This window comes from Pseudomonas sp. GX19020 (assembly GCF_023371075.1).
In the GTDB taxonomy this organism is placed as follows: domain Bacteria; phylum Pseudomonadota; class Alphaproteobacteria; order Rhodobacterales; family Rhodobacteraceae; genus Pseudogemmobacter.
On record NZ_JAMCCR010000010.1, the window covers coordinates 30,601 to 44,124 of the forward strand.

11 protein-coding genes are annotated in these 13,524 nt (G+C 61.2%); 9 read left to right on the plus strand and 2 right to left on the minus strand.

What is annotated here, in order from left to right; genetic code table 11:
• Positions 1-23 precede the first annotated feature (23 nt).
• Positions 24-797 (minus strand): DeoR/GlpR family DNA-binding transcription regulator, encoded by a 774-nt coding sequence (locus tag M3484_RS15175; RefSeq protein WP_249497516.1) that lies wholly within the window; start codon positions 795-797, stop codon positions 24-26.
• A gap of 247 nt (positions 798-1,044) precedes the next feature.
• On the opposite strand from M3484_RS15175, the gene hisN reads away from it, so the two are divergent.
• The 9 genes from hisN to M3484_RS15220 all read left to right on the plus strand — a co-directional run bounded on the left by hisN (position 1,045) and on the right by M3484_RS15220 (position 13,124).
• Entirely contained in the window at positions 1,045-1,854 is an 810-nt protein-coding gene (gene hisN / locus M3484_RS15180) for a histidinol-phosphatase (protein WP_249497517.1), read from the plus strand.
• A gap of 106 nt (positions 1,855-1,960) precedes the next feature.
• Complete coding sequence (locus M3484_RS15185; protein WP_171909721.1) at positions 1,961-3,538, plus strand: ABC transporter substrate-binding protein; 1,578 nt, start codon at positions 1,961-1,963, stop codon at positions 3,536-3,538.
• Positions 3,539-3,617: 79 nt separating this feature from the next.
• On the plus strand, positions 3,618-4,598 hold the full coding sequence (locus M3484_RS15190) for an ABC transporter permease (protein WP_092904378.1): 981 nt from the start codon (positions 3,618-3,620) through the stop codon (positions 4,596-4,598).
• A complete protein-coding gene (locus tag M3484_RS15195; RefSeq protein WP_092904376.1) occupies positions 4,598-5,506 on the plus strand; it encodes an ABC transporter permease in 909 nt (302 codons plus the stop codon). The genes M3484_RS15190 and M3484_RS15195 overlap by 1 nt, the downstream gene beginning before the upstream one ends.
• A 14-nt stretch (positions 5,507-5,520) precedes the next feature.
• Positions 5,521-7,344, plus strand: coding sequence for an ABC transporter ATP-binding protein (locus tag M3484_RS15200; protein WP_249497518.1), 1,824 nt, complete (start codon positions 5,521-5,523; stop codon positions 7,342-7,344).
• Positions 7,337-8,623: a Zn-dependent hydrolase gene (locus M3484_RS15205; RefSeq protein ID WP_249497519.1), complete on the plus strand. Its 1,287-nt coding sequence runs from the start codon at positions 7,337-7,339 to the stop codon at positions 8,621-8,623. The genes M3484_RS15200 and M3484_RS15205 overlap by 8 nt, the downstream gene beginning before the upstream one ends.
• 9 nt (positions 8,624-8,632) lie before the next feature.
• Positions 8,633-9,574, plus strand: a complete 942-nt coding sequence (locus M3484_RS15210) for a phosphotransferase (protein ID WP_249497520.1) — start codon at positions 8,633-8,635, stop codon at positions 9,572-9,574.
• On the plus strand, positions 9,571-10,509 hold the full coding sequence (locus tag M3484_RS15215; protein WP_249497521.1) for a phosphotransferase: 939 nt from the start codon (positions 9,571-9,573) through the stop codon (positions 10,507-10,509). The genes M3484_RS15210 and M3484_RS15215 overlap by 4 nt, the downstream gene beginning before the upstream one ends.
• 326 nt (positions 10,510-10,835) lie before the next feature.
• Positions 10,836-13,124, plus strand: coding sequence for a sensor histidine kinase (locus M3484_RS15220; protein ID WP_249497522.1), 2,289 nt, complete (start codon positions 10,836-10,838; stop codon positions 13,122-13,124).
• A gap of 91 nt (positions 13,125-13,215) precedes the next feature.
• On the opposite strand, the gene M3484_RS15225 is transcribed toward M3484_RS15220, so the two are convergent.
• Positions 13,216-13,512, minus strand: coding sequence for a hypothetical protein (locus M3484_RS15225; protein WP_249497523.1), 297 nt, complete (start codon positions 13,510-13,512; stop codon positions 13,216-13,218).
• Between the last annotated feature and the right edge of the window lie 12 nt (positions 13,513-13,524).

Below are 13,524 nucleotides of genomic sequence, written 5' to 3' on the forward strand. Positions count from 1 at the left end.
GCGCCTGCAAGCCATAGGCGGGGTCAACTGCCTGTCGTAATCTCGCAAAAATGCACAGTGCCGCGCGTCAGGGTCAGACTGGCACCGCGCGGATGAGGATCGGTGACCAGATGGTTGATCTCCTCAAGGCGACAGATCGAGACCCGGCTTTCCGCGCCGATTTTTCCGGAATCGCAAAGCAGAATATTCGACTGGGCGCGACGCATCATCGCCCGTGCGACCTCGGCCTCATGCAGCTCGTAATCAGTGACGCCGCGGTCGGCATGCAGGCCCACCGGCGAGATGACAGCGAAATCGGCAAGGAAGCGGTCGATCTGCGATAAGGTCATCTCGCCATAGGTCGCTGGCACATCGCGATGCGGCCGCCCCCCAAGCAGAAGGATATCGCATTCGCGCCCCGAAGACATGATGCGGGCAATCTCGAAGGAATTGGTGATCACGCGGATATTGCCCCGCGCCGCCAGTTCGCGCGCGAAAGCGATGGTGGTGGTGCCGGTGTCAATGAAGAGCGTCGATCCCTCGGGGACCAGGGTCAGGGCCTTGCGCCCGATGGCGATTTTCTGGGCCACATTCTCGGCGCGGCGCATTTCATAGGCCGGCTCGGGTTCGATCCCGGATCGCGCCAGGGTTGCCCCGCCATGGACGCGGTTCAGAAGCCCGCTCTCCTCCATTTCCAGAAGATCGCGCCGGATCGTCTCGCGCGAGACATCGAATTGTTCCGCGAGCTCGCCGGTCGAAACCTTCTGCCGGGCGGTCAGCTGACCGAGGATCTGCGCCTGCCGCTCATGCGACCACATGTGTCACCTCATTCTTCACTGGCTTTAAAGCCACAGAAATTCCACACAAAACCAAATCCATGTGGCAATCCACTCTAAAATGCGTCGGTTTGGTCCAGTATCTTCATCAATCTGTCGCGTGACCGCACGCAATTTGCTCAATATCGCAAGTGAATCCACATTTTTTCACGGCTGACAAACTAATTTTGTTGCGCGCTTCGGCGAATCTCTACTAATTTGCCGAAGAAATGCCTCGCAGGTGCAACAAATGCCACGAGATTCCAAATCAGATCCCGGTAATGACCTGCGTTTCCTGACGCAGGCAGCTGAGGCTGCGAAGGAAATTACCCTGTCCTGGTTCCGTCGCCCGATCGAGGTCGAGGACAAGGAAGACAAGTCGCCGGTCACCATCGCTGACCGCGCGACCGAAGCCATGTTGCGCCGAATGATCGCGGAAAAATTCCCCGAAGACGGGGTTTTCGGCGAGGAAGAAGCGCCGAGCAATCTCGGCAGCCGTCGTATCTGGGTGGTGGATCCGATTGACGGCACCAAGAGCTTTGTGACCGGCCATCCGCTTTACGGCTGCCTGATTGCGCTTCTGGAAGACGGCGTGCCGGTGCTGGGTCAGATCGACATGCCGGCGATCGGCGAACGCTGGCAGGGTTATGCGGGCCAGCCCAGCACGTTCAACGGGGTGACCTGTCAGACGCGTGCCTGCAAGACAATCGCCGATGCCTGGATTTATACGACCAACCCGTTCGCCTTCCCTGACCGCTCGAAACCCGCTTTTGACGCGGTCAGCGCAAAGGGGCGGCTGACCCGCTATGGGGGTGACTGCTACAATTACGGGCTGCTGGCCTCGGGGCATTGCGATCTCGTCATCGAAACCGGGCTACAACCTTTCGACTATCTGCCGCTGGTCGCTGTGGTTGAAGGCGCCGGGGGCGTGATCACCGACTGGGACGGCCGCCCGCTCACCTTGCAATCTGCCGGTGATGTCGTCGCCTCGGCCACGCCAGAGCTGCATGCCGAAGTGTTGCGCCATCTGTCGGGACAAGCGCCGGAGCACCCTGGCTGATACAGAAAAACCCCGCACGCATGGGGCCAAATCATCATGCGGCGACAAATAACCAAAGCCCGGAAAAGCCAGAAATTGGCACCGGGCATCCAACATGGAGAGAAAAATGATCAGCAGACGGAAGTTTATGAACTATTCAGCGGGATTTGGCGCGCTTGCCGCCATGCCGCAGATCAATACGAATTTCCTGTTTGGCCCGGCCATGGCCCAGACGACGAAGCCCATCACCTTCCTTTCGGCCGAGAACATCACCGGCAACTGGGATCCGACCGCGCATACCACGCTGTCGCAGACCAATATCGAAGGCTTCGTGATGGGCTACCTGACCCGCGCGCCGATGACGCCGGAAAAGCCCGACGAAGTGGTTTATGAACTCGCGACCGAGATCAGGGAAATCGACGCCCATACGCTGGAGATCAAACTCCGCGAAGGCGTGACCTTCCATGACGGCAAGCCCTTTACCGCGAAAGACGTGAAGGCGACGCTGGAATATGGTTCGGGGCTGGATCGTCCGAAGCAGGTCTATCCGGGTGCGACCGACACGTTCGAAGTCACCACGCCGGATGATTTCACCGTCGTGATTGACACTTCGAAAGGCGGCTACGGCGCGTCTTTGTTCATCTTCCTCGCCTCCTACCTGCCGATCCTCGCGGCGGATGACGTGGCGGGCGGCCCCTCGGGCCCGCTGTCGCAGCGTCTGAACGGCACCGGACCGTTCAAATTCGTCGAACAGCGCGGCAATGACACCGTGATGGAGGCCTTCCCGGGCTATTTTAAAGGCGCGCCGACCGTGCCGGGCGTCAATTTCTCGTTTGTCGGCGACGGCACCACGCGGATGCTTTCGCTGATGTCCGGCCAGGCCGATATCATCGAACGGCTGGAGCCCGAACAGGCCGAAACGCTGGAAGCTGAGGACGGCATCGTCATCAAGCGCCAGGTCTCGGTCGAGAACAAATATCTCTGGTTCCGCTGCTCGAAAGCGCCCTTCGACAATCCGCTGGTGCGCAAAGCCGCCTGCCACGCCATCGACCGGGAGCTGATCCTGGAAGTGATGGGCTCGGCCGGTCACGCCTCGGCAAACTTTGTCTCGCCGATCAAATTCGGCTATATCGACCTTGAAAACTACCCGGAATACAACCCCGAGGAATGCCAGCGCCTGCTGGCCGAGGCCGGCTACCCGAATGGCGAGGGCCTGCCGGAGCTGGAATATATCACCTCGACCGGCTTCTACCCGAAAACCAAGGAATATGGCGAGGTCATCACCGCGCTGATGCAGGAACAGGGCTTCAAGGTCACGCTCAATGTGATGGAAGTCGCGGCCTGGAATGAGCGTCTCTATGACCGGCCGGGCGGTGGTCCGGGCCATATGGTCGATTGCGGCTGGTCCACGGGTTCGCCTGAGCCGGATCTGGTGCTGCGCTCGCATTTCCATTCCTCGTCGAAACGGATCTGCGGTATCGAAGATGCCGAGATTGACGCGGCGCTGGATGAGGAACGCAATTCGCCTTCCCTCGAAGCCCGCAAGACCTCGCTTCAGACCAATCTGATGCCGATGCTGGCCGACAAGGTTCCGGCGCTGTCCTTGTTCACCTCGGTGCTGATGCACGGGATGCGCGAGAACCTCTCGGGGCTGATCATGTATCCCGACGGGCAGATTGACGCGTCCCAAGGCACCTTCGGCTGACAAAGCCTCTGGCAGAGGGCGCCCGCGCTCTCTGCCAGCCCATCCAGCAACACTTTCTGCCAGAACGTCCGGGGTTTGAATGTTCATCCTTAGGTTCCTTGTGCGCCGCCTTTTGCAAGGCGTCGTGATTGTCTTTCTCGTATCGGCGCTGATCTTCACGCTTTTGCGCGTGGTGCCCGGCGATCCGGTGCGCCTCATGGCGGGCGGCATGGCCCCCGAGGCGCTGATTGAGGAGATCGCGACCGAGATGGGTCTGCGCGACCCGATCCCGGTCCAATTCACGCGCTATATCACCGGGGTGTTCCAGGGCGATTTCGGACAGAGCTTTGTCCGTCCCGCCTCGGGTGCGGCGGTGGGGGGGGCGAGTTTTGACGACTCGACCCGGGGAGAACGGGCAAGGGTGCTGGACCTGATCGCCCAGACCGCGCCGATGACGATCCAGCTTGCACTGCTTGCCATGGTCTTCGCGCTGATCATCGCGCTGCCGATTGGCGTGGCAGGCGGGCTTTACCCGGGCAGATGGCCTGACCGGATGGCACTTTATCTTTCATCGCTTTTCGTCAGCCTGCCGAATTTCTGGCTCGGCATCGTGCTGGCGCTGGTGGTCTCCGTGAAATGGCAGCTGGTGCCCTCTATCGGCTATCACAACTTCGCCTATACGATCCTGCCGGCCTTCGTGCTGGCCATCGAGATCGCGCCCTTCCTGATCCGCACGCTGACGGTCTCGGTCGCGGGGGTGATGGCACAGAACTTCATCGACATCGCCCGGGTCCGGGGGCTGTCGCGCAACCAGATCGTGTTCCGCCACGCGCTGAAAAACGCTGCGGTGCCGCTTTTGAATCTGCTCGGCGTGCAGTTTTCGATGCTCTTGGGCGGCGTTCTGGTGATCGAGTTCATCTTTGATTACCCTGGCCTTGGCCTTCTGACGATCAATGCGGTGATGCAGCGTGACTTCCCGCTGATCCAGGGCATCGCGATCATCACCGCTGCCGCCTTCGTCCTGATCAATATCGTGGTCGACCTTGCTGCGACCGCCATCGACCCGAGGCTGGATTACTGATGAGCGTCACAACACTTGACCCCGCCGCCCGCGTCGCCGCCGCTCAGACCGTATCCTCGCGGATCTGGCGCGAGGCCTTCGCCTCGATCGAGTTCCGCATCGGTCTGATGGTCTTCGTCCTTCTGGTGCTGGCCGCCGCCCTTTACCCCGAACTCAGCGGGCTGGACCCGACGAAGCTCTCGGTGCGCGAGAAGCTGATCCCGCCCTTGTTCCTTGGGGAAGGCTGGACATGGAAACACCCGCTCGGCACCGATCAGCTGGGGCGCGACATGCTGTCACGCTCGCTGACCGGGCTGCGCTATTCGCTGCTGATCGGCGTCGCAACAACGGTTCTGATGCTGATCGTCGGCGCGTTGATCGGGCTCTTTGCCGGCTATTATGGTGGCCGCGTGGATATGGTGCTGATGCGGCTCACAGATGCGCAGCTGGCGATCCCGATGATCATTCTGGCAATCACCATTCTGGGCGTCTCGCGACCAACCATTCCCTCGATCATCCTTGTCCTCGGGCTGGCGGGCTGGCCGGTCTATGCACGGGTGATGCGCTCGACCGTGATGGCGGAAGCGAAAAAGGAATATGTGCGCGGCGCCATGGTGCTGGGCGCGACAAACCTTCGGATCATGTTTCTTCTCATCCTGCCGCTTCTCTTGCCGCCGATGGCATTTGTTGCGGTGCTGGATATCGCGCGGATGATGATCTTTGAATCGGTGCTGGGCTTTATCGGCCTTGGGGTGCAGCCACCGACGCCTACCTTTGGCAATATCATCTCTGACGGGCGTAAATACATCATGAACGCCTGGTGGATCGCCACCATGCCCGGCGTTTTCCTTGTGATCACGCTGACCAGTATCAACCTGATGGGCGCCGCACTGGAGCGTGCCCGCAACAAGATCTACGGGGGGGCATGAAGATGGAAGAGGCGATGAAATCTGCTCCGGTCCTTCAGGTCTCGAACCTGACCGTTGCCGCCGGAGAGCGCGAGATCCTCTCGGCTATTTCCTTTGAGATCCACCCGCGCGAGATCCTGTCGGTCATCGGCGAAAGCGGGTCGGGCAAAACCGTGCTGGCCCGCGCAATTGCCAGCTGGCTGTCGGATCCCCTTCGGATCACCGGCGGCGAGATCCGCTTTCGCGGCGATGATCTGGTGAAGAACCCCGGTCTTGCGCGCAGGCTGGCGGGACGCGAGATTGCCTATGTCGGCGGGAACCCCGCCGGTGCCCTGGACCCGACGATGACCGTTGGCGCGCAGCTGGTGGAGAAACTCCGCGCGGTCAGGCCCGATATTTCGGCGACGGAAGCGAAGAAAAAGGCGATCCAGCTGCTGAATGCGGTGCGGATTCCGTCTGCCCATAAGCGGTTCGAAGAATATCCGTTCCAGTATTCCGGCGGCATGATGCAGCGCGCGATGATCGTCGATGCGCTGATCTCGGACCCGGCTTTGCTGATCGCCGACAATATCACCCAGCCGCTTGACGTGACGGTGGCGGCGCAGATCCTGAAACTGATGCGCGACCTGAATGCGCAATTCTCGACGGCCGTGCTGTTCATCTGCTCGTCGCTGCCGGTGGCCTGCGATGCCTCTGACCGGGTTATGGTGCTCAATGCCGGCAAAGTGGCCGAGATGCAGCCACCCCGCGCGCTGATCGAAGACCCGAAAAGCGCCTATACCGCCAAACTGATCCAGGAACTGCCTAAGCTCTGGGATGAAAGCACCCGCGCGCCGGGGGAAGAACGCGATGCTCCGGTGCCGGTCCTTTCGATCCGCGATGTCGCGAAAGCCTATAAGATCCGCCGTCGCGGCGAGGCCGGGCTTTCTGTGGTTCAGGCCGTCCGGAACGTGTCTTTCGATGTCTTTCAGGGCGACAACTTCGGGGTCGTGGGTGAATCCGGTTGCGGTAAATCCTCGCTGATGCGGCTTCTGACCGGGCTGGAACGCCCGGATCATGGCCAGATCATCTTTGACGGCGAGGATGTGGGCGCGGCCAGCGCCGCCACGCTGCGGGGAATGCGCAAGAAATTCCAGCTGGTGCTGCAGGACCCCTACGGATCGCTGCCGCCGCAATGGCCGATCGGCAAGATCCTGGAAGAGCCGCTGAAAATCCACGGCATCGGATCGGCCACGGAACGGCGCGACCGTGCGCGGGCGGTGATGAACGAGGTCGGGCTGCCCGACAGCTATTACAACCACCTGACCGGCGGGCTCTCGGCAGGCCAGCGCCAGCGTCTGAACGTGGCCCGCGCTATGATCCTGGAGCCGAAGCTTCTGATCATGGACGAGACGCTTTCGGCGCTTGATCAGACCGAACAGGGCAAGCTGCTGGATTTGTTCGAACGACTCCAGGCCCAGCACGGGTTCACCTATATCTTCATCTCGCATGACCTGACGATGGTGCGCCGCGTCTGTTCGCGGATCGCGGTGATGTATCTGGGCGAAGTGGTCGAGGTAGCGCCGAATGAGCGACTGTTCTTTGACCCCGGCCACCCCTATAGCCGCGCGCTGCTGTCTGCCGCGCCGACGCTGGAGACAAGGCGCTATCGCCCCGAGGATTGCCTCCTTGAAGGCGAGCCCCCGTCTCCCATTGATCTGCCGCCCGGCTGTGCCTTTGCCAGCCGCTGTCCGCATGCCTTTGACCGCTGCCGCCAGGAAAATCCCGGCCTGACGGATCGCGGCGGGCGGGCATTGGCGGCCTGTTTCCTGAATGACCAGACCCCGGCTTCAGCCGCTTCGGAGAAGACCTATGCCTGACACCACAGTCCCAAGCAAAATCGACGCAGGTCTCCTGAACCGGCTGATGGACAAGATCTCGGAATTCGGTGCAACGCCGATGGGGGGCGTCGACCGCCCGGCGCTGACCGATGCCCATGCGGCAGCCCGCAACTGGTTCAAATCCGAGATGGTCGCGCGTGGCTATACGGTAAAGGTCGATGCCATCGGCAATCTCTTCGGCCAGATCGACCTCGCCGGCGAAGACGCGCCCTTGGTGATGATCGGCTCACATATCGACAGCCAGCCGCTCGGCGGGCGGTTCGATGGCGCCTACGGCGTGATGGCAGCACTGGCGGCAATCGAAAGCTACCGCGCCTGGTGCACAGAGACCGGTACAAAGCCGCAATGCAATTTCTGCGTCGCCGACTGGATGAATGAGGAAGGCGCGCGCTTTACCCCGAGCCTGCTCGGATCGTCGGTCTTCTCGGGCGAATATACCCTCGACTTCGCGCTGGCCCGCCAGGACCGCGATGGCAAATCGGTGGGCGATGAGCTCAAACGCGTGGGCTATGCGGGCACCGATACCGCGCCCGAGCCGGTCGCCTATCTCGAAGTTCATATCGAAGGCGATGCCGAGCTGGAAAAGGCCGGCAAACATATCGCCCCCTTCGCCCGCCACTGGGGCGCGCTGAAGGTGAAGATCGAGGTGACGGGTGAACAGGCCCATACCGGCCCGACCAAAATGGCCGACCGCAAGGATGCGCTGCTGGGTGCGGCCTATATCATGGCGGAACTGAAGCATCTCGCCGATACCGCACCGGACACGCTGTACAGTTCCTGCGCGCGGCTCGATATTTCCCCGAACTCCGCCAATATCATTCCGGAAAAAGTGATCATGTTCTGCGAATTGCGGTCGCCGGAACAGGCGATGCTTGACTGGTCGGAAGCAGGGCTGAAAGCGGCGCTGCCCGGGCTGATGGCAAAGGCGGGCGTGGCCGGCGAGATCGTCTCGATTGACCGCCGCATCGCCGGGCGTTTCGACAAACGGCTGGTGAAGCTGGTCGAAATGGGCGCCGACGAAAACGGCTACGGGCGCATCGAACTTGATACGGTCGGTGGCCATGATGCCGTGACGATCCAGCGCCGGATTCCGTCGATTGTCTTCGTGGTGCCCTCGGTCGATGGCGTGATCCACCGTTACAACGAATATACCAGCCCGGAAGATCTGGCGAAGGGCGGCGATGTTCTTGTCGGGATGATCCGCCGGATCGACGCCGCCAGGGGTGACCTCGACCTCGCCGTCACGATCAATTCCTGAGGGGGACGCATGAGTCAGATTGTCACGGATGCCGATGTCGCGCGGGTGATTGCCGCCGCGCCGGGGCTGGACGGCGCGCAGGCGCTGCCTGGCCCGGCGGCGCTGGCTTCGCCCTCCTGTCGGGGGCTGGAAAGCGCGGCGGTTTTCCTCGATCTGCCTGATGGCGAAAGCCGGTTTCTGAAGATCATCCATCCCGAGATCCGGGATTTCCTTGACCTGCCGACCGGTTTCGCTGCGGCCAAGACGGCCGGCGAGGCCGGGGTCGCGCCCCGGGTTCTCTGGTCCGATCCGGAGGCAGGGGCGATCCTCTTCGCGGCGGTCGGTCCTGGCTGGCGCGAGGCGCGACTGTCCGACTGCCTCGATGCGGATTTTCGTAAGAACACCATGCAGGCGCTGCGGCGGCTGCATGAGGCCCCCGCCAATGTTGCGCGGTTCGAGCCTTTCGCACGGCTTGAGGCGCTGATTGCTGAGGCAGGCCGGTCGGGCGTTTCCCTCCCTGCGGATCTTGGCTGGATCATGTCGCTTCTGAATGCCGCCCGCCCGGTGCTGGAGGCAGCGCCGCTGGCGCTGTGCCGTAATGAAAGCACGGTCTCCAACCTCATGATCGGGCCGGATCAGGCCGCGCTGCTGGTCGATTTCGACCGGGCGGGCCTCAATGACCCGATGTATGATCTGGGCGCGGTCCTGGCCGAGATGCACGAGTTCGAGCGGGATATGCAGGCGACATTCCGCGGGTATGGCGGCGATGAGGCGGGCTTTGCCCGCGCGCGGCTCTGGTCGGTGGTCGATGACATGATCCAGGCCATCTTCTGCCGGATCTTCGGGCAGGTCTCGGTGCGCAAATCGCTGGAATGGCTGAAATTCGGCGAATGGCGACTGATGCGGGCGCGGCTGGTGCTGCATCATCCCGGTTTCGAGGAAAAAATCCGGATCGCGGAGGGTCGGGCATGATGAAAGCAGTGGGGAGCGCAGAGAGCCAGGCCGAGCGCGATATCGAAGCGGCAATGCTGGATGCGAGGGCGCTGTTCGGGGAAGGCGCCCGCTATGCGCCGGTCTCGGGCGGAATTTCGAATTCGAACTGGCGGGTGCAATCGGCCTGTACCAGCCGTGACTGGTTCGTGAAAATCCCCGGCAACGGCACCGAGATGTTCATCGACCGTGTTGCGGCGATGGATGCCTCGCGCAAGGCCGCAGCAGCCGGGCTTGGCCCGAAGATCTACGAGGATCTGGCGCATCAGGGGGTGGAGATCAATGATTTCATCCCGGACCGGCGCCCCTCGACCCATGCCGATTTCAGCAATCCCGCCAATCGCGCGGCGGCGATTGCGGCCTATCGCCAGATGCATGCACTGCCCGCGCTCGGGCTGACCAAGACGGTCTTCGACATGATCGACGAGCATCATGTGCAGATGGCGGAACTCGGCGCGCCGGTGCCACGCCATGCCGAATGGATCGCGCTCAACACCAAGATGGCGCGCGATGCGATGCAGGCCTCGGGCCTTGATCTTGTGCCATCGTTCAACGATCCGATGCCGGGGAATTTCATGATCGGCGCGGATGGCTCGATCATGCTGATCGATTATGAATATGCCTCGATGAACGACCGTTGCTATGATCTGGGCATCTGGTTCGGCGAGATGTTCTATACGCCCGAGGTCGAGGCCGAGCTGATCGAAGAGTATTTCGGCCGGGTAACACCCGAGATCGTGGCGCGGGTCACCGTTCATAAGGCGCTGGCCGATGTGAAATGGGCAGCCTGGTCGATGGTGCAGCTGAAAGTCTCGGCGCTGGATTTCGATTTCTATAAATATGGGGTGTGGAAGCTGATGCGCTTTCAGCAGATCACCAGCGATCCGGCCTGGAAAGAACAGTTGCGCAGGCTGTAATCGCCTGCGCAAATCGGCTGGCAGTTCAGGTGATGAGCCTGGAAGCGCTGGTCCTGATATCACGCCCGAAGCGGGATCGGGGTCAGGCTGAGTTGCCTCAAGGCGTTTGGGGGAACGCATCGCCTCACTTGCTCCAGATGAACCGCCTAATGCGCTCGGCGTTGCCGGGATCCAGCGCGTGGTCTGGAGTACAACAGGGAAAGGAGTAAATCCGCCCAACAGCCGACCTTCGCAAAAATGCCTCTTTGGCTCCGGCGAAGAACACAGGTGACTATGCAGGGGTGATAAGCTAACTTGTCGCATTGACCTGTCGGCGAGAGACTCTGATGGCCTCCGTAGAACGCAGTGTATCGTCGAGATGGTTCAAACTCGTCCCGGCTCTTCCACCGAATGCGCTCGTCGTCGGTCTCGTGGTGTTTGCCGCATGTACATTGGGCATTCTGACAAGACCGGTCGGGTATCTTGCGATGATATGGCCCGCAAATGCGGTCATGCTTGGATTGCTCATTCGCCTGCCCGATACGCGCCGTCCCTCTGTGTGGCTGTTGGCGGCGATGGCCTATATGGCGGCAGACCTGATCGCGGGCACCAGCCTTGCACAGGCCTTACTGCTCAATACCGCAAACCTGTGCGGCGTCGGTACAGCTTGCCTTGTTTGCCGCTATCTTCCCAGGAATGCGCTGCTGATGCGGGAGCCGGCATCCGCACTGTATATTGTCCTGGTCTCGGTGTCGGCTGCCGCAGCTGCGGGACTTGTCGGCGCCATTGCCGACCCTGTCGTGCTGAGGCTCGGTGCTGCCAATGCGGGGACATTCTGGTTCACGACGGAACTCGTCAACTATATCGCCTTGTTGCCGGTCATACTTTCCGCGCCGGCGCCTCGTAGCCTGGGCGCAAATATCAGGTCGTTAAACCTGGTACCGGGCGCGTTTGCAGCTGTTCCTGTCCTGGCTCTGGCAGCATCCTGCGCCCTGGCGATGGTTGTGGGAGGGCCAGGCGCCTTCGCCTTTGCTCTGCCAGCGCTTTTGTGGTGCGGCCTGGCCTATTCCGTCTTCACTGCTTCCGCCCTCGCTTTCCTGTTCAGCTGCTGGTTGCTGACCGTCATATGCGCGACCTATCTTCACGGTGCCGAAGGCGTCTATGACGAGCATGCGATTGTTTCCATGCGATTGGCGGCCTTCATGGTCGCATTGGCGCCGATCACATTGTCTATCGTGATGCGCAATCGCGATGACCTGATCAGCAAGCTCTTGCTTGCCCGACAACGCGTCGACATTGCCCTTGAGGCCGGAGGGATCATCGCCACATGGGACCTGAACCTGGCGCGGCGGGATCTCAGCGTGGAAGGCACGTTCCTGGAACGTTTCGGAATTGAGGCGCAGGCCGGGACCGGCATTCCCCTTGAGAGACTTTCGCAGATCCTTCACCCGGATGACCGAGAGCGGGTCCTCGATGCCCTCGGTGGCGCGATCGCGACCGGCTCTGACTATCACTGCCGCTACAGGATTTCGACGCCCACAGGTGAAAACCAATGGGTTGCAGCCTTTGGCAAAGTGGCGCGTGACGGGCAAGGCGCGGCGTCCCATCTGAGCGGCATCCTGATCGATATCACCGAGTTAACAGACGCCGTCGAGACACTTGAGCAAAGCAACAAACGTTTCAATATCGTGAGCGAGTCCATCCCTCAGATCGTCTGGAGCACGGACGCCGATGGGCGGCACGACTACTTCAATTGCCGGTGGACTGAATTTACCGGCGTCGCCCCGGAAGAGATCACGGCAGAAACCTGGAAAAGCCTGGTTCACCCTGAAGACAAGGCGCGGGTCGATGCAACCTGGAAAGCCTGCCTTATGACAGGGGAAACCTACGCGATCGATTATCGCTTCCGGTATCATGACGGCAGCTATCGCTGGCTTAAGGTTCTTGCCAAACCGCTTAGGAACGCCGAAGGCGCGATCACGCGCTGGTATGGAACTTCCACGGATATCGATGCCGTCAAGCAACTGGAAGCCGAGCGTGAGATCATCGCCCGGGAACTGGACCACCGGATCGGCAACCTGTTCGCACTTGTGAATGGCCTGGTCAGCCTCACGGCCCGAGACGGCACCGACGTAAAGGCGGTGACGGAATCACTTAGGGGCCGACTGAGAGCGCTCCACGATGCCCATGGCCTTATCAGGCACAACCAGGACGGAACAGTAGCCACGATAGCGGAACTGTTGCGTCGACTTCTCGCGCCTTACGATAAAGGGGACGACCACATTACGATCACTGGCGATGATCTGCCGCTCGACCCGTCAGCCATGACCGCGATCGCTCTCATATTCCATGAGCTGGGGACGAATGCCGTCAAATATGGGGCCCTCAAGGACAGCCAGGGCCTGCTCCGTGTCGAACTCTGCCAGATCGAAGATCGCTTCAGCATTCGCTGGGTGGAAGTGACGCATTTACCTGCCTCGACTGACAAGGGCACAGGCTTTGGCTCGAAACTGTTCAATTCGATCGTCGAAGGGCAGCTTCGGGGTCACGCGGTGCGGTCATCCACTCAGGACGGCCTGACCATCGAGATCAATCTGCCCGTCTCGGCGCTAACTGGCTTCGGCAAGCGGCAATAACACTGAATAGTCCCGTATTCGTGAACGCCATCCTCGCTGGCGTTGAGGTAAGAAAGCGATGACTCCGGCGTCGAAGCAGGCGCTGCGCCGATTATCTCAGGCGCCCCGACATCCTCCGGGCGATCAGCAAGACGCCCTCCCATGCCAGCCCGAGCAATCCGCCTCCGAGAAAGAAAAGCGAAATCAGCATCAGCCAGCCCATGACGGCCATCGTGTAAAGCACGCCGCCGATATCGGTTCCCAACAGGATACAGGGCTGGGCAAAGCCCTCATGCAGGGCGCAGCCGTTCCAGTCCGCAATCAGCCCGGCCAGGGCAACCGAAGCGAGCGGTGCGATCCCGATGACGACCATCAGGATCAGCAGCCAAATCCGGCGCGAGGTCTTCACCCCGGCACCCGG